Source organism: Streptomyces nymphaeiformis (assembly GCF_014203895.1).
In the GTDB taxonomy this organism is placed as follows: domain Bacteria; phylum Actinomycetota; class Actinomycetes; order Streptomycetales; family Streptomycetaceae; genus Streptomyces; species Streptomyces nymphaeiformis.
The window spans coordinates 91359-112595 of record NZ_JACHJY010000017.1; the positions used below are offsets into that span (position 1 = coordinate 91359).

Here is a 21237-nt window from a genome sequence, read left to right on the forward strand (position 1 = left end):
TCCGGCACTCTTTCCCCGCCACCTGGAGGACCGCCACATGCTCCTCAAGCGAACAGCCATGACAGCCATCACCGCCGTCTTCACCGCCGTACTCGCAGTGACGTGCGGTGGAACCGCCAACGCGAGCGGCTACGACTGGGACCAGACCATCACCGGCTCCTACTGACGCCGAACGCAACCACCCGTCATCCGCGGCCGGTTCTCCTGAACCGCCGCACAATCCCCGGGAGCATCCATGCGCGTACCCACACTCGTCAGGCGGACGGCCGTTCTCGCCGTCGTGTCCGCCGCCTTCGCCACCGTCTTCACCGGCTCGGCGTCCGCCGCGGGCTACGACGGTCAGGATCCGATCACCTCCGGCTGCTCCGCGAGCGCCATTACCGCCGCCTCCAGTGCGCTGTACGCGAAGGGCGCCCGGGTCGGCACCGTCGAACTGCGCTACAGCACCGCCTGCCGGACCACCTGGGTCCGTGTCTACTCGGACGGCCCGAACTTCGGTGGTTACGTCAATCGCAACCAGGACGGCGCCACCCAGTGGTGCGGCGGCCCGAGCATCGCGCCCAACGGCCAGGAGTACTGCTTCAGCCCGATGCTGAACGACGCGGGCTACACCTCCTACGCCGCCGGCCACGCCTCGGACAGCACCGGCTACAACGAGTCCGGCACTCACACCACGTCCTCGTACTGAGCTCTGCGTCGACCAGGGGTGCCACACGGCCGCACGGCCCCCAGCGCCTACTGCCAAGCAGCGGCCCGGGAGCCGGGAAGTGGTCAGCGGCGTCGGCCGTGGCCGGGCAGTCCGGCGGGGATCGCGTACACGCTGGCGCCGCTCCTGCCAGTGACCGGCTGCGCCCACCCGCGGCTCGGGGCGGGTGGCACCAGGCGCAGCAGTCCGTCCACGACGGGGCGAACGGCGGGGGCCTGTAGCGGTTCTCCGGACAGCGGGCACCGCTCGCCTTCGGGCATGAGGTGCTGGGCGAGGGCCTTCTTGTAGGTGACACGGGACCAGGCGCCGCAGGCGCACTCGTAGCTGTTCTCCAACTCCTTGACGGGCAGGACCACTTCCCCGGACTTCGGGCAGAGGCCCGGCCGGCTGGGGGTCGGGTGCTCGTGGAGGCAGCCGCTGCGCAGGCTCGCCTTGGTCGTGGTGCCGCACTCGGGGCAGACGTGCACCTTCGTCGGTGCAAGAGCTCGCCTGGGCATGTCGTCACCCTTCGCTCGGTCTGGTCCCTGTCCCCTTGCGTCGACTCGCTGCACGGGCGGGGCGGTGAGGTTCTCCCCCGCCCGGCTGCCGCCCACACACGCGACACGCACGTCCACCGCGCCCGCAGGCACGGCTCCTGCTGAGCTGCCGGCCAGGGATGCGCGTTGCGCCGGCTCGGTGCAAAGGGGATCCCGGGCAGGGCGTCGTCTCGTCTACGGTCGCTCCATGACCAGCGACGGCGTAGTTGTGGATGAGGCGATCCGTGCGGCGTGGGACTCGTACCGGGTCCTGGAGAAGCGGACTTCGGCCAAGGCCCGCCAGGAGGCGCAGCAGCGGGTCAAGGCCGCTGTGGACGCGTACGGGCGTGAGGAGGTGTCCCGCGGCACTGTCTTCTTGGTGGGCGTGCTGACCGGATACCTGATCGCCGAACAGCCCAGGGGCGAGGATCGGCTTGATCCGCTCAGCGACCTGATCCCCGCTGTGATCCGCAGGCTCCCCGCCTTTGAGATGGCCGACCCGGCTCAGGTGCCGATGGTCACCGGCGTCCTCATGGCCGCGGCGATGGGCATGGACACCGTGGCGTGGCGCGACCGGTTCGGACAGATTCCGCCGGAGGAGGCTCTGGTACACGGCTTCGTGTTGTGGCTGCTCGCCGACCTCTTCGACTCCATGGCCGGACAGCCCGGAGTCATCGATCACATGATGCGGGAGACCTTCGAGGCCATGGTTGCCGAGCAAGGCTGACGTACGGGCGGTGCCCAGCGTGTAGCCACTGGTGGATACGGCCGTGGCGACGACGCGAAACGCCCCGGCCCCGGCCGCTGCAAGACCGGGCCCGGGGCGCCTGCACGGACGGCTGTCCGAGCCGGACGATGTTCAGGACGGTCAGTCCCGCATGCCCGACTAAGCCTTGATTGATGCGGCCGACCTGGCGGCCTGCTCGATCTTCGCGCGGTACGCGGCACGGGCTGCCTCGTCGATCGGCTTCTCGTGTTCGGGACGCAACCCGGTCCGGCCGTCGACGCCCTCGCGCAGGATGTCGGCGTGTCCGGTATGCCGGACGGACTCGCCGAGAACGTGGACCATGACGGCGAACAGGTTCGTGTTGGGATAGGGCTCCGGCCACCACGGCACGTGGCCGGGGGCGTCGAGGGGAAGCTCGTTGATCGTCGCGTCCGAGTGTTCCCAGGTGCGCCGGTAGAACCCGATGATCTGATCGCGGGTCTCGTCCTCGGTCGCCCACTGATCGCTGCCGTCGGAGTCCTGCCACCGGCACAGCGGTTCCGGGAAAGGACGGTCGAAGACCTCGCCGAAGTACCTGGCTTCGACGGTGGCCACGTGCTTGACCAGGCCGAGGAGGTTGGTCCCGGTCGCCGTCAAGGGTCGTCGGGCGTCGTATTCGGACAAGCCGTCGAGTTTCCAGAGCAGCGCCTCGCGGTCCCGCCGCAGTCTCCCGTGCAGGTTGTCCTTCGCGAATTCATCGATCATGCGGCATGAACCTTCCATGGGTTGTTCGTGGTCTCAATATCCCGTACGCGGTCCGCAACGGCCGGCAGAGCCGAGGCTGAGAACTCACTACACGATGAGCTCACGGGATTGCTGGTCTGTCAGCGAGATGTGAGGGTGGGGTGGGGGTGGGGGTGGGGTACTTGACGGCTCGCGGCCGACCCGACCTGCGACGATCACTGCACAGGAGTACTCCACGCATGCTGCTCGGTGCCGTTCTCTCATCCCGTTGAGTAGTGAGGGACGGGGGCCGGGGAGGTGGGCGGGCGCCAGGTGAGAATCCAGCCGGCGGTAAGCGCCGCCGCGCCGCCTGCCAGGGCGATTGCGCCGCCTGTTCCGATGCCTGCGGCCACCGAGCCGAAGCAGGCCGGCCCGACGCCCTGAAGCGTCATGCCGCCGGAGCCGAGCAGTCCGAAGGCCTGGCCCTGGCCGTCCTGCGGCAGGGCGTCCAGGAACGGCCGTTGCAGGCCGAGACCGTAGGCGAATCCGAAACCGCAGAGCAGCAGCAGACAGGACGAGACGCCCACTCCGGGCTCGGCAACGAAGCCGACCAGCGGCAGTCCCATCAGCGCGATCAAGGGGACTACCAGCCGCTCCCGGGTGACCGGCCGTAGCAGTCGACCCACCAGCAGGTCACCGACGAGCATGCCGACCGGCAGACAGCCCATCAGCACCGCGTACCAGCCGGGCGCGAAGTGGCGTCCTCCCGCGTAGGCGACGATCAGGCCTTCCGCGCCCGCTACGAACGCGGGCGGTAGCCACTGGGCCAGCATCAGTCGTCGCACCGCGTGTCCGCGCAGCAGCAGGCCGGCACCGTGCAGGCTCGCCCGGACGGCCCCGCCGTCGCCCCGAGCGCTGCCGGGTGTGCCGCCGAACTCTCCCGGCTGCAGCCGGGGCAGCCGGATGCGGATCGCAAGTGCGCAGCCGAGGTAGAGGGCGGCGCTTGCCGCGAGCGCCCGGTGTGGGCCGAGTACCGCGACGACCGCACCTCCCAGCGCCAGGCCGAACAGTTGCGCGCCGGAGCCGGCGATGTTGTTCAGTGAACGGCCCAGTACATAGGCGTCGCCCTCCAGGCACTGCGCGACCAGCCGACTCGACGCGCCGCTGAACACCGGTGTGGCGAGGGCGACAAGCGCCACGACACCGAGGCTTGCCGCGATCGGCATCCGCACCAGGGCGAGCAGCAGGGCGGCGGCGCACTCCAAGGCGTAGCCGCCGGCGATGAGCACGCGGGGCGACAGTCGGTCGGCCAGTGAGCCCAGCAGCAGCGAGCCGAACAACTGCGGGAGAAAGCCGATGCCGAAGGCCAGTGCGCTCAACAGCGCGGAGCCGGTGGCCTCGAAGATCAGAACCGAGAACGTGGTGATCCGCAGCGAGTCCGCAGTGATCGCGACGGTGCGGGTCGAGAAGAGCAGCCGGAATCGCGGCTCGGCCAGCACCTCCCGGTAGGTGGCACGGCGGTCGCCCTGCGCGGGTTCGGCGGTTTTGGTCATGACGCCCACCCTCGCCGTACGCCCACGGCACTCACCAATGATTCGTCGCTGGACGAATCGGAGCAGACGTCCCGCGGTAATATGCCCGGGTGCTGCGCTTCGAAGTCTCCGTCGAGGACCTGCTGCGCAGCCGCTTCGCACTGTCGCCCGCGCTGGACCTCTGCCTGCTGCTGCGCTCGCTCGCAGGCCTGGACCGACCGCTGCCGCGAGCCTGGGCCACCCGGCTCATGCCGGTCTTCGAACGGCTTCGCCGCGAGACCGAGTTGGACGCCGCCCTCGCCCTGCATGCCCCGCTAGGCGGACCGAACTTCGTCGCCCCGCCCCCGCGCGGCCTCAACCAGACCTGGACAGACGACCTGTCCGTGATCCGGGCCACACCGCTGGAAGCGGCCCGCCAGGAATTCGCCGCCACCGCGACCGGCCCGTCCGCCCGTGATCCCCGCGTACGCGCGGTGCTGGACTCGACGGACGCCGTCCCCAGGATCGCCGAGGCGATGGACCAGGCGTGGCACGATCTGCTCGCCGCGGACTGGCCGCAACTTCGCGCGATCTGTGAGCGCGATGTCGTGCACCGGGTGGGTGTGATCGGCGAACACGGCTGGGCCACGACCATCGAGAGCCTGCACCCGGGCATCGCCTGGCGCGCCGGCGGTATCGAGATCAGCTTCTTCCGGGGCGGAACAGTCCGCCTCGCCGGCGACGGGCTCCTGCTGATCCCTTCGGTCTTCGTCGGACATGTCGCCGCCCACCATGAGGACCCCTGGCCCAGGACCTTGGTCTATCGTGCCCGCGGCACCGCCGCCCTGTGGGGCGAACAGGAGACCGTCCCCCAACCGGACGCGCTGACCGCTCTGGTCGGCCGGGCCCGAGCCCGGCTACTGATGGCGCTGGACGCCCCGGCCAGTACCAGCCACCTCGCCCGAAGCCTCGCCATGGCACCCGGCGCGGTAGGAGATCACCTCGCCATCCTGCGAGGCGCGGGGCTGCTCGTCCGCGCCCGGTCCGGACGGTCGGTGCTCTACCGACGTACACCGCTCGGCGAGGCACTGGTCGCCGGTGCGGGCTGAGGGCTCGGGTCCGCACTGCTTTTTGATGTGCCGCCGGCAGACGATTGCGCAGCCGGGGGTGAGGAAGGCCTGGTGGACGTCGGCGCGGATTTCCCAGCGGATACGCAACGGATACGCAGTCGGCAAAACCAGCGCAGAAGCGCGAAGGCCGCTTCGACGACCCGGCGGTTCTTGCCCAGGCTGCTTCCGTGCTCGGTGCCGCGCCGGGCGATGAGCGGGCGGATGCCCAGCTCACGGGCCTGGCAGCGGTAGACGTCGTGGTCGTAACCGCGGTCGGCGTAGGGGACGCCGGGGCGCTGACGGGGTCATCCGCGCTTGCCGCGGATGGGCGGTACGGCGTGGATCAGGGGCAGGCGCTGGGTGACGTCGTTGCGGTTGCCACCGGTCACGCCGGCGGCCAGGAGCACGCCGTGGACGTCGACGATGCCGCGGTGCTTGCTGCCCGCCTTGCCCCGGTCATGCCGTCCAGCTGAGCTGACGAGCGTGCTGGCCCCGGCGGGAGCCGGATGATCGTGAACTGGTGGAGGAACCAGAGCAAGAACGGCCGACGTCTCCTGAAACGATCAAGATTGAGGAGACTGCGCGGTGCGGATCTACATCAGTGTGGACATGGAGGGCATCACTGGGCTGGTGGATGCCGACGATGTCCAGCCTGGCGGCCGGGACTACGAGCGTGGGCGGCTGATGATGGCAGAGGACGTCAACGCCGCTATCCGCGGTGCCGTCGCGGCCGGTGCCACCGACATCACCGTCAACGACGCGCACGGCCCGATGCGCAACCTCGTGCCCGAGGCACTGCACCCAACAGCGCGCCTCATTCGCGGCAAACCCAAGCAGATGCTCATGCTCGAAGGCCTCGCTCCCGAGCACGACGCTGCGGTTTTCGTCGGCTACCACTCACGGGCCGGTGCTCTCGGCGTACTGAGCCACAGCTTCATGGGGCACGAGATCGAAGACATGTGGCTGGACGACCGGCCCGTGGGTGAGATCGGCCTGGCCCATGCCACCGCGGCTGCCATCGGTGTGCCGGTGACGGTCCTCACCGGTGACGACTGCGCCTGCACAGAGATGACGGAATGGGACGCCTCGGTGAGGACCGTGGCAGTGAAGTATGCGCGGGACCGGTTCTCGGCAGATCTGCGGCCGTCGGAGGAAGCACGTGCGGCCATCGAGAAGGCGGTCGCCGCCAGTCTCGCCGTACCGCCGAAGGCTCCAGCCGTCGCAGCGGCCCCCTCCGCCCTCACGGTCCGCTGGCAGTCGGCTTCCGTTGCCTCGACGCTCCTGGGAATTCCAGGCGTCACGTCGTCAGACAGCCGGACCGTCCAGGCGCAGGGCACACTGCCCGACCTCTATCGGCTGTTCGGCGTGTGGATGCGAGTGGCCGCTTCCCTGACCAACCAGCCCCCTTACTGCTGACCGCCGCGGGCGCGCCGCGGCTGTGTCGCCTGTGCGGAAGTCCGCTGATGCACGGGCCTGCGGGGGCGGCCTGGTCGCCGCCGCCGACGGGGTGCGTTCGCCGGGCGGACAGGACCAGGACGGGGAGAGGACTCGGGGTAGGCGAGATCGACCCGTACGACGACGCTGCGCGGCAGTTGGCCGCATCCAGGAACCGAACTGACCGGGCCGGGCAGTGGGCTGGAGGTCGACCGGTCTCGAAGTGCCCAGGTGACCTGGCCAGGGATGCAGAGGCGTCGAGGCCCCAGCCTCTCCAGAGGATGTCGGTGACCGTGTCCTGGGGTCTCGCCGGTTCGAGGTGGTCAGGCTGGTCCGTAGATGGCGCTGTCTGCTTTGGTGACCAGTGCCCAGTACCGGTCGCCATAGGACCAGTGCCACCACTCGGTGGGGTAGTTGACGAAACCGGCGTCGCCCATGGTTCGGGCCAGGAGGTCGCGATTGCGGCGTGCTCGGTCGGACAGTCCCGGAGCGTCCAGTGGACAGTACTTCTCGTCTCCCGTGCGGTGGCCGTTCACGGCACCGCCCATGTCCAGCTCGACGCCGTCGGCATCGATGAGCGTCAGGTCGAGGGCCGCCCCGGCGCAGTGTGGCGCCACCTCGACCGGGGAGACGAAGGCGCTGGCCCGGCGCCGCAGGTCGACTGGGTCGGTGATGCCTGAGCGGCGTATGCGGTCCTCGTAGAGGGCAAAACGCCGCGCCTGCTCAGTGCTGCTGCGATGCCCTTCTATGACGAGGAACCTGACGCCGTTGGGAAGCCTCTCCGAAGCCGAACTCAGACGTTCGAGCACGCCGGTCCTGACCCGGCCGTATGCCCCATCCTCGTCTCGCTCCCGGGAGTCCAGTGCAATCGCCGGGACCGAGGCGATCTCTGCGAGAGGCTCGCCGCAGTCCTGCACCGGGATACCGACCACCTGGGGATCGCTCAGCAAGATCATGGAACCTGAGCCTAAACGCCGCGGCCCTACGGCGAAATCCGCCCGGCGTGTGTCGGTACGACCAGCCCCCCCCACCGCCGGACATACAGGCCAGAAGAACCTGCCATCGATCGCGGAGGCGGCCGTGAACCGGCAATCGCTCGCAGCCCCCTGCGTCGACGCTCCTGACCTGCGACGCTGCCCCCAAGGATTTCGGGATCCGATGCGAGTCCGAACAGGGCACACAGGGCTCCAGCAAAGTACGGGCGTGTGCCCGTATCGGCGGCAGCGACGATCTGTGGGACGCGGATCGTGGTCTGCGTGAGCAAGTTCGGTTCCTTCGCCGACGTCTGTGCTGACAGCCCGAGTGCGTTCCTCGGCACGGACGAAGCCCGCGAGGAGAGCGCGCTGGACCTCGCCGGCCTCGCCAGTGAGCTGCGGTTCTCGGGAGGTGTGACCATCGCCTCGACCAGGCGCATCGTTGAAGCCATGGTGGAGGTCGACCTTGAACGGCTTCAAGGAGAGTTCGGCGCCGGTGTCCACACCCTCTACTTGGAGCGGCTACAGCAGCGTTCCACGACGTTACGGTGTTTGTAGACCTCGCGGTCGAAGGCCGGCGGGCAGCCTCCGTGACTTCCTCGCCGGGTACGGTTGCGGACCTGGTCAGCCCGCTCGGGAATGGCGTGGGCGATGTCCCGCCGACGGAGCAAGGTGCGGATCGTCTTCGATCTTTAGCCCTTGTCGGCGATGACGTGATGAGCCGGACCCATAGCCGTCCCGGACCGATGCGGGCACCCTGATCGCTTCCAAGACAGCGGCGAACTGGGTGCAGTCGTTGGTGTTGCCGCCTGTCGTGGCGAAAGCGAGCGGGCGGCCCTGGCCGTCACAGACCGGGGGATCTTGCTGGTCAGAACACCTCTCAACCAGCCCGGCTCCGGCTCGGCACCCCGCCGTGCGAGCGGCTCGCGGACCGGTCCTCGGCGAAGCGCGCAGTCGCCGAGGCGCTGGGCGACGTGGTTCACGGTGAAGGGCAAGTCCGGCGAGCACCTGGTGCGCGTAGTAAACCGACTGGCTGCGCACAACCAGCAGTTGCTCCACGTCCTGTCGGAGCCCGGCTCCTCGGTCCGGACGCTGCCGACCCGGCCGCATCCAGGCCGAAGCCGCTGAGTCGCTGTCTGTATCCGGCGCAGGTGATGGCTTCGCCGCCGAGTGCAGCTGACCCGCGGGATGAAAGGCGTACCCGGTCATTCACCGCCCGCAGAAGGAGGCGACCCGCCTCGCGGGAGGGACCTCCGTGGTCAGATAAGGAGCCGGGTTGAGGTCACAGCAATCGGTCGACCAGCCCGTCGATGTAGTCCGGGGTGAGCGGGACCATTCCGAACAAGACGCGGATGTACATCGGGGCCAGGATGTGGTCCAGCACGTCGAACACGTCGGGTGCGCGCTCGCCACGGTCACGGGCGCGATCGAGCATGGACTGCAGTTGCCGGGTGCGTTCGGCGCGGAGGTCGGCACCGGCCTGCAGGCCCTGCTGACCGCTGCTCGACAGGGCGACGGCCAGGTGCAGTACCGCCGGACCGTCGGGTCCGGTGATCTCGCGGGCCACTTGGGTCGCGTAGGTGCGCAGGTCGCCTGACAGGCTCCCGGTGTCGGGCATCGGTGACTGCGCGTTGAGGCGGGTGAGCGCCACGTCGGTGAGCAGGGTTTCCAGGTTGCCCCACCGGCGGTAGACGCTGCTGTCGGCTACGCCCGCGCGGGCTGCGACCTCGCCGACGGTGAAGTTGCCGTAGCCGCGCTCGCTGATCAGGTCGGTGACGGCCTGGTGCACCTGTGCGCCGACGCGGGCGCTGCGTCCGCCGGGCCGCCGGGCTCGCTGTCGCTCGTCCATACCCTCACCTTAACGCAGTCAGGACTTGCGTTTGTGAGGCGACCCTCCTTACAGTCACCTAACGCAGTCAATGACTGCTTTAGGGCGCTCGGGTGCATCCCACCCACGTCGACCGTGGCCGGGCGCAACTATCGATCGAGGGGGTTCTCATGGCTGCATCGCATGCGACCGCAGGCAGTTGCCCGAACCGGGCCGTGCTGCTCGCTGTGACCTGCTTAGGCCAATTCATGGTCCTGCTCGACAACACGGTTGTTGGAGCAGCACTGCCCGATATGCAGCACCGGCTGCACACTCAGCTGACCGGTCTGCAATGGATCGTCGACGCGTACGTACTGCTGGTCGCCATGCTGCTGCTGTCCGGCGGTGTCTTCGCCGACCGGTTCGGCCGCAAACGGGTGTACCTGACCGGCGTCGCGGTGTTCACTGTCGCGTCGCTCGTGTGCAGCCTCGCGCCCTCGCTCGGCTGGCTGATCGCCGGCCGGGTGCTGCAGGGCATCGGGGCCGCGGCGCTGAGCCCTGCCTCGCTGGCCCTGCTCGTCGCCGCCTATCCCGTCCCGCAAGAACGGATCAAGGCGATCGGGCTGTGGGCCGGATTCAGTGGAATCGGTCTGGCCGCAGGCCCCGTGGCCGGCGGCGTGCTGACGGACGCCTTCGGCTGGCCCGCCATCTTCCTGGTCAACCTGCCCATCGGCGTGATCCTTCTGCTGGCCGGTCTGCGCACCCTTGAAGAGACCCGCAATCCGAGCGCCCCTGCGATCGACGTCCCGGGGACGGTGCTGTCCGTTCTGGCAGTGGGGGCGCTGACCTACGGGCTGATCGAGGGTGGTGCCCGCGGCTGGACGTCGCCGGTGATCCTGAGCAGCTTCACCGCCGCGGTGATCCTCCTGGCCGCCTTCGTCGCCGTCGAAACGCGTCGTTCCGCTCCGATGCTGCCGCTGCGACTGTTCCGGCAGCGCCTGTTCACCGTGTCCAACACCGCCATGGTCGTGGTGGGGTTCGCGCTCATGGGCTCGTCGTTCTTCTTCTCCCAGTTCTTCGTGTACGTCCAGGGCAGCTCGATCCTGCGCGCCGGCCTGCAGACCCTGCCGGTATCCCTCGCCATGGTGATCGTCAGCCCGTACGCGGGCCGGCTCGCCGCCCGGTACGGCTTCCGCATCGTGGTCACCACCGGCCTGGCCCTGGCCGGCCTGGGACTGCTCGCGCTCGGCCTGGTGCACGCCGACACCGGCTACGGGAACGTGTGGTGGCGGCTGGGAGTCGTCGGCACCGGCTTCGCCCTGACCATGTCCCCACTGACAGGCGCCGCCATCCAAGCAGTCGACCCGCAGGAAGGCGGCCTCGCATCAGGCATCAGCAGCACCACCCGGCAGATCGGCGCGGTGCTCGGCGTGGCGCTACTCGGAGCCGTCGTCCGCATCCGTCAATCCGGCGGCGCCTCCTTCGAGACCGGCCTCAACAGCGCCTTCCTCGCCGCCGGCATCGTCACGTTGGCCACCGCCGTGTTCACCGGCCTGTGGCTGACGAGGTCCAAGCCCACGGAAGGCTCCACGGCGCCGCAACGCTCCACCGATCCAGATGTGGTCACCACCTCGAACGAGGCGCCCGCGAACAGCCGTTGACCATGACAACCGCCTTGGCCGGCAGAAGGGTCTGCGCGCCGAGGGCGGGGAGCAGGGGTGGGAGCACCCGTCCGATCTCGACTTGGACGGGACCATCCCCACGGGCGCGGGGAGCAGCCGGTGAGGCCATCCCCGCGGGTGGCCGAGGGTGGCGTGAACTCTGCCTGGGGTCCGTATGCGCCCTGGGATGTCGTGGGGAGCGAGGCCCCCATGGGTTCGGCTGGGCGCCCTGAATGAGATGCGATCAGACGGGTGGAAGATCTTGAACTTCAATGCGCCTGGTCCAGAAACGGACTGGCTGGATGCACCTATCTCTGCGTGCGCGAATCCGAACCCCGCGTGGAGCGATGAGGTCCAACCGAGTACTGCAGCACAGTGGTTGAGTACGCGCACTCATGCCGGGTCTTCGTCGCAGGCCTGAGGATACGGGGCACAGCCCCAGACACGAGGAGCCGGCGATGTCCGCCATCCACCCGACCTTCAGCCCTGCACCGGACGCACGACCGGCCTCCGGCCGCCGGATGCCGGCCGTTCTCGCGCTCGCCGTCACCGCAGCGCTCACGGTGTCCGCGCTCGGCGCCGCAGACCCGACCACCTGGGTGCTGGAGACGGTGTGGGTGATGCTGGGCCTGCCGCTGGTGATCCTGCTACGCAAGCGGTTCCCGCTGAGCGGCTTGCTGTGTGGCCTACTGGCCGCACACGCCACGGTTCTCATCGTGGGCGGGCACTACACCTACGCGGAGGTGCCGGCCGGCGACTGGGTGCGCGACTGGTTCGGTCTGGAGCGCAACCCCTACGACCGCTTCGGCCACCTCATGCAGGGCTTCGTCCCGGCCATCCTGGTACGCGAACTCCTCGTCCGCACTTCGCCGCTGCGCGGCAGTCGCTGGCTCGCCCCGCTGACCGTCTGCGCCTGCCTCGCCTTCAGCGCCGTCTTCGAAATGCTGGAATGGCTGGCGGCCGTGACCGGCGGCCAGGCCGCAGACGCGTTCCTGGCCACCCAGGGCGACGTGTGGGACACCCAGTGGGACATGTTCTGCGCCCTGATCGGCGCCATCTGCTCCCTGCTCCTCCTCAGCCGCCTTCACGACCGCGCTCTCACCCGCCTGGCGCTCCCGGCACGGAACTGAACGAGCGGCCTTCCCTCACCTGACGGACACCCGTCCCTGCGCATTCCCGTGCCTCACGTTTCCGTACGGGATCCGGGAACGGGCTGAGCACCAGGCCTTCCGTAGAGGTGTGGTCTCGGCATGTTGCGAATTCTGCGGAGGGCCTATGCGGGTATCGGCGCGGCGGTCCCCACAGGACCATCCACGCGGGTGCAGGGTGCAGGGTGCAGTGGGCGAGGCGGGTGCCTTTGACGGTGAGGGTGGGGGCACTCCCCGCGTGCGTGAAGCGGGGCTCGGGTGATGCCGCACACGCTGCGGGCGATCGACGGCGAGGACGAGACGACCGCCGCCACCTCGCCGCCTACGCAGAACTCGCCCCTGCAACCCGGAGCTCAGGCTCCTCAATCCGCGGCGAACAACCCTCCAGGAGAGGAAACAAGCAGCTCAAAGGAGCCTTCTTCCCCTCCGCGTTCGCCACCCTTGGCGGCCCGGCGTTCCGGGCCCACTACGACAAGAAGATCGCCCAGGGCAAGTACCACACCCAGGCCCTGCTCTGCTCTGCCTCGCCCGACGCCGGGCCGACGTCCTCTTCGCGATGCTCCGCGACGGCACCTTCTACGAACCCCGGCCAGCTCGCTCAGCGCATAGGCCGTGGTCTTGAAGCCGTCTCCGTGATGGAACTCCGCACCCCACGCACCCAGCCGCACCGAGGCCACCTCGTCCAGCCCCAGCGGTCAGTTCCCCACGGATCGACCGCCACGATCCCATCAGAGCCGACCTCAAGCCGAACCCTGAGAATCACCCACCAGAGGAACAGCGCAACACCGACGGCCAGCCCCGTCCACAGGCCGGCTGTCCGTGCCGTCTCGGCTGCCGGAGGGGAAACCCACCCCGCCCAGCCGAAGAGCCCCTTCGCCCCTACAACGGCCGGGATCGCATAGCCCGCTACGCGAGCCGCCCCGCCCGCAAGCGGCCGGGCATTTACCGCCCGGCCGGGCATCGGCCGGTCCCCTGGTCAGCGTCTCCGACGCCCTCAGCGCCCGGAGGCCAGCGGCCCTCTTACAAGACCTCGAAGAAGATGACGGGGGCTCAAGTGGCCGCCAGAGTCAGGTCACTCCGCAGTGGTGAACACGTGCTCGGCCGGTGGGCCGACCAGCAGTCCCGGACCCGCCGCAAGCGCCTCGGTCAGATGCGGGCTCGACAGGTGCGCCTCGAACGCAGCGCGGTCCTCCCACTCCTCGAACACCAGCCACGCACTCGGGTCCTCGGGGTGGACGTACGCCTGGTAGCTGATGTTGCCCGACTCGGCCCGCGACGGCGCGACCAAGGACAGGGCCTGCTCACGGACCTTGCCCTCGGCACCAGGGGCAGCCTTGAGCAGGGCGATCGCGGTGACCTTGGGCATGGGGTGCTCCGTTCGAGGCGTACTTCCGGGACGCGCGAGTCTATGTCTGCGCGCCGTACGCCACAATGCGCCGCCGCTCGTACCCACGCCGCCGGCTCAGCCGCCACAACACGCCCGCGCCCGGCGGTGCGAAGCGTGGCAGCCGCGCGCTCTTCGAGTGTTCTGGAGAGGCGGGCGCCCTCGAAGGTCCCGCTGCCTTCCTCCGACCATAGGGTGTCAGCGCCCCGCCGGTCATCAGACACCGTCCTTCTGCGAACACGGGGGTCCGGGCCCGCTGCCGTTCTCGGCTGTGAACTTGCAGCTGCCCAGCGCGGTCACAGCCGTTTTCAGGAATCCCCATCAGCATCCGACCCCGCCCCTGCTCGCTCGCCGGCATCGCGTCGACGGGCTGGCGCCTCCCGCCCTCGGTTCGACAAGATTTCGGGCATGGGGATACGGCGAGCGCTCCAGCGCCGCCTGCTGTGGTCGGGGGCAGGCGCGGTCGCGATGTGGCTTCTGGCGTTAGGGATCTTGGGCGGCTGGGACGTCGCAGATCCCGTCGCCAGTGTCGTGGGAGCGCTGGCAGGCGTAGCGGGCCTGGCCTATGCCCTGGTTGCGCCGCTGGACGCGGAGCAGTCGGCCGACCGGCTGGCGGGCGAAGTCGTACGCCGGGAGCAGGCCGAGTACGTGCGGTGGCTGGACGGGAGCACGGGTGGCCGTATCGACCTCGCCTACACCGCGCTTGTCCACGGCCAGGTCGAAGGAGCGCCGGCCGAGGGCCGACTGAGCGACCTGACCGCACTGCACCATCGCCTCTCACCGCCGCGTGTGGTCATCACCGGCGCCGACGTCACGGACGATGCCGGGACCGGAAAGTCCCTGGCAGCCCTGTCGATGGTCCTCGACCTCGCACGGGACAGGGAGCCCGGACAGGCCGTCGCCCTGCGCATGGCAGCCGCGTCGTGGACTGGCCAGGATCTGGAGGAATGGCTTGTCCAACACCTGGTGACAGCGTTCGGCGTCGGCAGCGGGCCGGCACGACGGTTGGTGGAGGCACGCCTCGTGCTTCCCGTCGTCGACGGCCTCGACGAACTGGACCCGCCGGGCACCGCTCCGTACTCCAGCCGAGCCGCCGGACTGGTGCGCCTGCTCAACAACTGGCAGCACGGCACGCAACCGGCCGCCGCGGTCGTCACGTGTCGACGCGGCGTCTACGACGGCCTCGTCAGCGCGGAGGCGCATCTGCGGGCCACGACCGTGGTGCGGCTGGCGCCGGTCGACGCGGAGCAGAGCCGCACGTTCCTCCAGAGAAGCGTGGCCGACACCGAGGCGGGACTGAGCCGCTGGCAGCCCGTGCTCGACGCCTTGACCACCGCTCCGCAGGCAAGCCCCGTTCCGGACACGCCGGCCGCCGTCCGGCTGCGCCAGGCGCTGGCGACGCCGTGGCGCCTGTCCCTTGCTGTGGCGGTCTACCAGGAGCGAACCGCCGAAGGCCACTATCGACGCAGTCCCGCGGACCTCCTGCCTCTGGCCGAATCCGGCACACTCCGCCAGCACCTGCTCGGCCTCTACGTCCCGACGGTGCTGGCGGCGCGGGGAGACGGGACCGTAGACCCCAACGGCCCGGCCGGACACTGGCTGACCGTGTTGGCCTCCTACCTCGACGACAATCGCAACGGCCGGCAGGCGGAGGGGCGCACGCTCTCGGCCACGGACCTCGTGCTGCCCGATCTGTGGCCGATGGTCGGCGCACGGCGTACCAAGCGCGCGATCCTGTGGGCCTGCCTCGCCTGGGCCGGAGTGCTGGAACTCGCGGTGGTCGTCCGGGCGGCCACGACTTCCTGGGAACAACTCGGCTTCTCCTTCCTGCCGCTGCTCGCCCTTCTGTTCGCATTCAGGCCGGACCTGTGGGAGGGCGACGACCGCATGGTTCTGCGACCACGCCGCTTCGCCCTGGGATGCACCCTGGGCTCCGTCCCTCTCGTGCTCCTCGGGCTGTTCGACACCTCGACGGACTCGGCAGCCGGCTGGGCGACGGCTGCGGCAGCTTTCGGGCTGATGCTGGGTGGCGCCATGGGCGTTGCTGTCACACCCGACGAACGACGAGACGGGCCCCGCGCTCTGGTGCGCAGCGATGCGATCTCCTGGGCCCTGTTCCTGGGAGACCTCGTGGCGATCTTCGCCCTGCTCGGCTACGGGATGGCCGGCTGGCGGGGCCTCGCCTTGACGCTCCTGCCCCTCGCGTTCGTCGGCGGGCTCATCTCCAACTCGCTGTCGCTCCGCTACGTGGTCTTCCTCGTGCTGGCCCGCAGGATCCTGCCATGGCGGCTCGGCCGCTTCCTGCACGCGTGTCACCAGGCCGGGATACTGCGCACTGCCGGAGCCGCCTACCAGTTCCGGCACCGCGAACTCCAGGACTACCTGGCCGGACAACGAGGCCGCGTGGGCGTGTGACCGCTGTCGCGGAAGGTGGGGTCGACTCTGCATGCACAGGGCCGTCCCAGCGGCCAGTAGGACCTGTTGGCTCATCGCTCATGTGACGAGATGCCGTAGGGGACATTCGGGTGGAGTACCGGGTACACCGCAACTGCCGCCCCTCCCGTCCCCGTCGTCTTGTGCACTGGCATGACGAACGAGGAGGCACCCGTGACTGGTTCTCAGGTTTTCACCACCGGCACCGCCATGCTGCACGATCTCGACCCGTACCGCTTCCCCGCCGCGCTCGTCGACGACAGCGGGCCGGAGTGGACGTCGGCGGCCCGTAGTGCCATGGAGGTCTGCGACTACTACTTGCCCGCACCGGACCCGGAGAGCCGCCTGTCCGCTCCTCTCGAGCCGGCCGACCGCCGCCGGCTGGAGCTGCACGCCACATTGACCACCGCAGGCATCGCACCCCTGCCGGGCGACCTCGACGCCATCGAGGCCCTGTGCCGGCTGGACGACACCACCCATCTCGCACTCCGGCGATGGATCAACCACGCCGTGTGACCACCACACGGCTGGACGTGGACGCGCGCTGGATCACCGGGAACCGGCCGGATCCGTTGTTCAAGGTCAGCGAGGCGTGAGGAGGCAGAACTCGTTGCCCTCCGGGTCCGCCAGAACCGTCCAGGAGATTGCGGACTGGTCGATACCAGGGTCGGTGGCGCCCAGGGCGCGGAGTCGGGCTGCCTCTGCGGCCAGGTCGTCACCGGGGTAGGGGCGGATGTCGAGGTGGACGCGGTTCCACACGCTCTTGGTATCGGGGGTGCGGAGGAACTCCAGGTAGGGGCCTACGCCTTGGGCGGAGCGCATGGTCGCGTGGTCGTCGGTGACCTCGTGCAGCGTCCAGTCCATCGCCTCGCCCCAGAACCGGGCCATCTCCCGTGGGTCGGTGCAATCGACCACGACCGCGGCGATCGGCCCGGTGTCCTGGTAGATCGGGCGAGGCTCCAGGACGCAGAACTCGTTGCCCTCCGGGTCGGCCATGACCGTCCAGGGAACGTCGCCCTGACCCACATCGGTGAGCGTCGCGCCGAGATCCTTCAGGCGCGCGACCAACTCCACCTGGTGGGCGGTCGAGGTGGTGGCCAGATCAAGGTGCACTCGGTTCTTGACCGTTTTGGGTTCCGGGCTGGCGACGATGTCGATGCAGACGGCCACGGGGTCGGGGTAGGCGAAGCCCACGGGTTCGATGTTGGTCACGCCGGGTGCCTCGCTGTCGACACCCCAACCGAGTGCCTCCGCCCAGAACCGGCCGAGCGCGGAGTCGTCCTGGGCCTTCATGTTGATCTGCACGAGTCGTGTTGCCATGCCGCAGATCCTAAAAGCTGCCGCCGACCCGCGCCGTCGCGATCAGACAGGTGCTCGACCAGGTGCTGACTACGGTCGCGCTCGCCGGGACTTCCGCCGAGGGCCAGTCCTTGTGCACGAAGGCGAGCCCCGCCGCCGCTCGTATCCGACCTGTCAGAGGCACGGCCCAAGCTCCGGCAACTCGCTGACACCACTGACCGATGGAAGGCTGCTCAAGCCCGCGCCGGCCGACTCGGCCCGCACACTCCACGAGCGGGCGACTCCAGCCGGCAACACGCACGACGCTCGCTGAAACCGGCTGTGGCGGATATTTCGTGAAGGCCAGTTCCAAACATCCGTCATGCCCGGCAATGTCCCTTCATCAGCATGGTGTTCGTGCGGGACAAACAGTTCTGGGATCTGGTGTGGCCTGACGTCGAGGGACTGGCCATCGACGCCGTGGAAGTCGTCGGGAACGTGGTGTGGATCGACCTGCGTGCTCGGCAGCCGGCGGTGTCATGCCCGTCGTGCGGCGGGTCGGCGTCGCGTGTACACAGCACGTACATGAGGCGTCTGGCCGACCGTCCGCTGGGCGGTCGGCGGGTGCTGCTGCGTCTGCGGGTCCGCCGGTTCTTCTGCGACAACGGCCTGTGCTCCCGCCGGACGATGGCGGAACAAGTGCCGAGCCTGACCGCGCGGTACCGACGCCGGACCACGGCCCTGGCCCGGATGGTGCAGGCGATCGGGCTGGCCGTCGGCGGCAGAGCCGGTGCCCGGCTCGCCGGCTACCTGCCGGTGCGGACGAGCCGGGACGTGATCCTCGGAGAACTCCGGCGACTTCCTGACCCAGCGTCCGCCCAGGTCAGGGTGCTGGGGATCGACGAGTTCGCGTTCCGCAAGGGCGCCACCTACGGCACCGTCCTCATCGACGTCGAAACCCGCCGGCCCATCGACCTCCTGCCCGACCGCACCGCAGACACCGTCATCTCCTGGCTCGCCGACCACCCCGAGATCGAGGTCATCTGCCGGGACCGGTCAAGCACCTTCAGCCAGGCCGCCGCCCGCGCGGCACCCGACGCGATCCAGGTCGCAGACAGGTGGCACCTGCTGCACTCGCTGGCCCGTGCCGTCGAACGAACCGCCCACCAACACCGCGTCTGCCTGCGTAAAGACGCCGAGACGGACCAGCCGCAGGAGCCTTCAGACCCGGCGTCCCTGGCTGCGCTGATTGGACCACCCGATCCGAGCGACCCACCGGACGGCCAGCTCCTGGCCCGCGTCCGCCAATGGCACAGCGACATCCACCAACTGCGCGAACGCGGCTGGACGATCAGTCGAATCGCCGACCGCCTGGGCCGGGACCGCAAGACCGTCCGCCACTACCTCACCACCGACCTCGACCAGATCCTCGCCTCGGCTCGCGAGCGCCGCCCCAACGGCCACATCAACCGCTTCAAGCCCTACCTGCAACACCGCTTCCGCGGCGGCGCGACCAACGCCGCTGCCCTCTTCCGCGAGATCCGGGAACGCGGCTACCGCGGCAGCCGCGTCGTGGTCACCAAGTACATCGCGACCCTCCGCGCCGGCACCGCCGCCCCCGAACCCGCACGGCCGATTCCGAGCCCACGCCGGATCACCACCTGGATCATGCGCCACCCCGACACCCTGACCGATAGCCAGCGCGACCAGCTCGACAGCATCCTGGATGCCTGCCCCGACCTGGCCACCGCCCGCGACCTCGCCCACGAGTTCAGCGCCATCGCCCGAGAACGCCGAGGTCAGGACCTCACAAGCTGGATGACACGAGCCCTCGACCAGGGACCACAGCCGGTCCAGGGCTTCGCCGCATTCCTCCAGAACGACTGGGACGCTGTTGTCAACGGCCTCACCCTGCCCTGGAGCTCCGGCGCCGTCGAAGGCCAGGTCACGCGCATCAAGCTGATCAAGCGCCGGTCATACGGCCGGGCCTCCTTCGCGCTCCTGCGGACCCTCGTCCTCGCTCAACCACCGTGAACTGCCCGCGTCAGGTACGCCGTCCACGCTTGGTTTTCGAACGCATACGCGCGCGAAGCTGGGCTTGGTAGAACGCGGCTTTGTCACCGCCGAGTCGGAAGTACTCACAGATGTCGGCCACCGTTTCGGCGTCTTCGGCGCTACCCGTGAGCCCGATCTGGACGAGCTGCCAGAACCCCTCCTGAGCGTGGCGCCTGCATCCACCACCCAGGCCCTCGCCTTCTGGATCCGGCTCATCGCCGCTGGAACCCGCAGCCACGAACAACAACGTCTGCAGGAGCACGTCCCGGGCGAGTGACGAGAGATCGCCCGTCAGCGCGGCCATGATCACACCAACCGTGGGCGGAGTGCACTCGAAGATGATCGTGTCGGCTTCGACGTGATCGTCGAGGGTGTACCCGATCATGTCCCGGGGCGTCTCAGCAGTGATGATCGCCTCGATCAGAAGAGGCACGTGCTCCGCAGAATCGCCGCAGCCGCACTCCAACGAAGCCCAATCGACCCGACCCAGTTCTGCGCGCACCAGCTCACTGACCACCACCGCAGACCCCCATCAAGCCATGCCGGACCCATGCCCCGGCGCTAGCGATCAAGCATGACTTGGCTGCTGGCCGCACCGCCACCAGGGACCGTCACGAAATATCCGCCACAGCCCTGAAACCACCCACTCCGCTGAATCCGGACCAAGCGGGGTGAAGGGTGGCCGTGGCCCTCTTCGTTCCACAGCCGGTTGCCGCCAGCAACGAGAAACCTCCCAGCGGCATCGCTTCCGACGAATTGGAGCTCCCGAGCTGACGGAATGCACGGAAGGAGTCAGGGTCGGACGACTGCCGCGGGTTCGTCGCCGCTCACGCCCTGCTCGTGAATCCCCGGACTCTGCGGCGCAACATGCGCCTCTTCAATCGGCACGCCTTGGGCCCGGTCGGCTGATCCGGCGCTTCCCTCAGACGGCCGGGCGCGGTTCCCGCGACCGCAGCCTGCGTGCGAGCAGGCCGAGCAGCACGGCGTTGACCAGCCCGGACAGTGCCACCCCGATGGAGAAGATCAACGGGCTCAACCAGGCGATCGAGGAGTAGTACTCAACGGGCGAGGACACCGCCATCGCGAGGATGCTGAACGGCGCCGTGGCCATGAGCGGCCAGATCCCGGCGAACCCGGGGTCCGGCAGTACGAACGCGGCGCACAGGAAGAACCCCAGCGCCACCGCGACCACGGCGAGGTATCCACGCGCGAGCCAGTTGTCCACCGCGGGCGCCAGCAAAGCCCGGACCCCCTGCGGGCGAGGGCGCGCAGGGCCGGTCATGTCCGTTCTCTTCCGCTCGGCCGAGTGCGCGGCGCGCGGGAGGGGCTCACGCGCGCCGGCCGGTGCGGCAGTCGCGGCCCTCGTGGCGAGGGCGCCGAGCACGGCAGCGTTCACGAGGGCGCACAGGAGGAGCCATACGGCGAAGACCGCGACCGCCGTCACCTCGGCCGCCCCCTCGATCCCGGCACCGGGGTCGAGGGGGAGAAACACACATAGGAGGGAGAGGGTCGCCGTCAGCAACAGAGGGCTCCCGGCGAAGTCGCTCTCCGGGAAGAGGAACATGACAGTGAAGGAAACGGCGAATACCGCCAGATAGCCCCGGGCGAGCCGGTTGCCCGAAGCAAGCGCAAGAAGTCGGCGCAGGCGCGGGACACGGCGGGGGTGGGACGCAGTCGGCATCGGTGGTTTCCTCGGGTCGTCCCGTTGATGATCTCCACCGTGGACCACTGGTCGTGCTCCGGCATGAGTACGGGTACTCACCGGCAGGACCGCATCATCCTCACGCACCTGC

The 21237-nt window shown here is 69.2% G+C and carries 19 protein-coding genes and 2 pseudogenes; 11 read left to right on the forward strand and 10 right to left on the reverse strand.

What is annotated here, in order from left to right; genetic code table 11:
- Nucleotides 1-235 precede the first annotated feature (235 nt).
- Entirely contained in the window at nucleotides 236-688 is a 453-nt protein-coding gene (locus GGE06_RS39945) for a DUF2690 domain-containing protein (RefSeq protein ID WP_116163774.1), read from the forward strand.
- Between the two features lie 83 nt (nucleotides 689-771).
- Here GGE06_RS39945 and GGE06_RS39950 read toward each other — a convergent pair whose 3' ends face one another.
- Nucleotides 772-1203 carry a hypothetical protein gene (locus tag GGE06_RS39950; RefSeq protein ID WP_147321134.1) on the reverse strand — a complete coding sequence of 144 codons (432 nt, stop codon included), beginning with the start codon at nucleotides 1201-1203 and terminating at the stop codon, nucleotides 772-774.
- A 226-nt stretch (nucleotides 1204-1429) separates the two neighbouring features.
- On the opposite strand from GGE06_RS39950, the gene GGE06_RS39955 reads away from it, so the two are divergent.
- Entirely contained in the window at nucleotides 1430-1948 is a 519-nt protein-coding gene (locus tag GGE06_RS39955) for a hypothetical protein (protein ID WP_116163770.1), read from the forward strand.
- Nucleotides 1949-2107: 159 nt separating this feature from the next.
- Here the strand turns inward: GGE06_RS39955 and GGE06_RS39960 are convergent, their stop codons facing one another.
- A complete protein-coding gene (locus GGE06_RS39960) occupies nucleotides 2108-2692 on the reverse strand; it encodes a DinB family protein (RefSeq protein ID WP_116163767.1) in 585 nt (194 codons plus the stop codon).
- Nucleotides 2693-2931: 239 nt separating this feature from the next.
- Nucleotides 2932-4203, reverse strand: a complete 1272-nt coding sequence (locus GGE06_RS39965; RefSeq protein ID WP_184933113.1) for an MFS transporter — start codon at nucleotides 4201-4203, stop codon at nucleotides 2932-2934.
- Nucleotides 4204-4292: 89 nt separating this feature from the next.
- Between GGE06_RS39965 and GGE06_RS39970 the strand changes: the two genes are divergently transcribed.
- Nucleotides 4293-5270, forward strand: coding sequence for an ArsR/SmtB family transcription factor (locus tag GGE06_RS39970; RefSeq protein WP_116163761.1), 978 nt, complete (start codon nucleotides 4293-4295; stop codon nucleotides 5268-5270).
- A 36-nt stretch (nucleotides 5271-5306) separates the two neighbouring features.
- Here GGE06_RS39970 and GGE06_RS43230 read toward each other — a convergent pair.
- Nucleotides 5307-5728: pseudogene (locus GGE06_RS43230) on the reverse strand (transposase); the annotation flags it as partial.
- Nucleotides 5729-5855: 127 nt separating this feature from the next.
- Between GGE06_RS43230 and GGE06_RS39980 the strand changes: the two are divergent.
- Entirely contained in the window at nucleotides 5856-6686 is an 831-nt protein-coding gene (locus GGE06_RS39980) for a M55 family metallopeptidase (protein ID WP_184933115.1), read from the forward strand.
- Nucleotides 6687-7027: 341 nt separating this feature from the next.
- On the opposite strand, the gene GGE06_RS39985 is transcribed toward GGE06_RS39980, so the two are convergent.
- Nucleotides 7028-7660 (reverse strand): M15 family metallopeptidase, encoded by a 633-nt coding sequence (locus tag GGE06_RS39985; protein ID WP_184933116.1) that lies wholly within the window; start codon nucleotides 7658-7660, stop codon nucleotides 7028-7030.
- Between the two features lie 300 nt (nucleotides 7661-7960).
- On the opposite strand from GGE06_RS39985, the gene GGE06_RS39990 reads away from it, so the two are divergent.
- Nucleotides 7961-8236: a hypothetical protein gene (locus tag GGE06_RS39990; protein WP_181924755.1), complete on the forward strand. Its 276-nt coding sequence runs from the start codon at nucleotides 7961-7963 to the stop codon at nucleotides 8234-8236.
- A 724-nt stretch (nucleotides 8237-8960) separates the two neighbouring features.
- On the opposite strand, the gene GGE06_RS39995 is transcribed toward GGE06_RS39990, so the two are convergent.
- Complete coding sequence (locus tag GGE06_RS39995; RefSeq protein WP_184933117.1) at nucleotides 8961-9527, reverse strand: TetR/AcrR family transcriptional regulator; 567 nt, start codon at nucleotides 9525-9527, stop codon at nucleotides 8961-8963.
- A gap of 149 nt (nucleotides 9528-9676) precedes the next feature.
- Between GGE06_RS39995 and GGE06_RS40000 the strand changes: the two genes are divergently transcribed.
- The 3 genes and pseudogenes from GGE06_RS40000 to GGE06_RS40010 all read left to right on the forward strand — a co-directional run.
- Nucleotides 9677-11146, forward strand: a complete 1470-nt coding sequence (locus tag GGE06_RS40000; RefSeq protein WP_184933118.1) for an MFS transporter — start codon at nucleotides 9677-9679, stop codon at nucleotides 11144-11146.
- A gap of 458 nt (nucleotides 11147-11604) precedes the next feature.
- On the forward strand, nucleotides 11605-12276 hold the full coding sequence (locus GGE06_RS40005) for a DUF2238 domain-containing protein (RefSeq protein WP_184933119.1): 672 nt from the start codon (nucleotides 11605-11607) through the stop codon (nucleotides 12274-12276).
- A 329-nt stretch (nucleotides 12277-12605) separates the two neighbouring features.
- Nucleotides 12606-12916: pseudogene (locus GGE06_RS40010) on the forward strand (transposase); the annotation flags it as partial.
- A gap of 450 nt (nucleotides 12917-13366) precedes the next feature.
- Here the strand turns inward: GGE06_RS40010 and GGE06_RS40015 are convergent.
- Complete coding sequence (locus GGE06_RS40015; RefSeq protein ID WP_116163746.1) at nucleotides 13367-13660, reverse strand: putative quinol monooxygenase; 294 nt, start codon at nucleotides 13658-13660, stop codon at nucleotides 13367-13369.
- Nucleotides 13661-14086: 426 nt separating this feature from the next.
- On the opposite strand from GGE06_RS40015, the gene GGE06_RS40020 reads away from it, so the two are divergent.
- Nucleotides 14087-16093: an NACHT domain-containing protein gene (locus GGE06_RS40020; protein WP_184933120.1), complete on the forward strand. Its 2007-nt coding sequence runs from the start codon at nucleotides 14087-14089 to the stop codon at nucleotides 16091-16093.
- A 192-nt stretch (nucleotides 16094-16285) separates the two neighbouring features.
- Nucleotides 16286-16627, forward strand: coding sequence for a hypothetical protein (locus GGE06_RS40025; RefSeq protein ID WP_116163742.1), 342 nt, complete (start codon nucleotides 16286-16288; stop codon nucleotides 16625-16627).
- A 66-nt stretch (nucleotides 16628-16693) separates the two neighbouring features.
- Here GGE06_RS40025 and GGE06_RS40030 read toward each other — a convergent pair whose 3' ends face one another.
- Nucleotides 16694-17431 (reverse strand): VOC family protein, encoded by a 738-nt coding sequence (locus GGE06_RS40030; protein ID WP_184933121.1) that lies wholly within the window; start codon nucleotides 17429-17431, stop codon nucleotides 16694-16696.
- Between the two features lie 366 nt (nucleotides 17432-17797).
- On the opposite strand from GGE06_RS40030, the gene GGE06_RS40035 reads away from it, so the two are divergent.
- Nucleotides 17798-19423: an ISL3 family transposase gene (locus GGE06_RS40035; protein WP_246533053.1), complete on the forward strand. Its 1626-nt coding sequence runs from the start codon at nucleotides 17798-17800 to the stop codon at nucleotides 19421-19423.
- A 10-nt stretch (nucleotides 19424-19433) separates the two neighbouring features.
- Here GGE06_RS40035 and GGE06_RS40040 read toward each other — a convergent pair whose 3' ends face one another.
- Together GGE06_RS40040 and GGE06_RS40045 are read right to left on the reverse strand one after the other, a co-directional pair.
- Complete coding sequence (locus GGE06_RS40040; RefSeq protein WP_184933123.1) at nucleotides 19434-19964, reverse strand: hypothetical protein; 531 nt, start codon at nucleotides 19962-19964, stop codon at nucleotides 19434-19436.
- 402 nt (nucleotides 19965-20366) lie between these two features.
- Entirely contained in the window at nucleotides 20367-21125 is a 759-nt protein-coding gene (locus GGE06_RS40045) for an SCO4225 family membrane protein (protein ID WP_184933124.1), read from the reverse strand.
- Nucleotides 21126-21237: the final 112 nt, after the last annotated feature.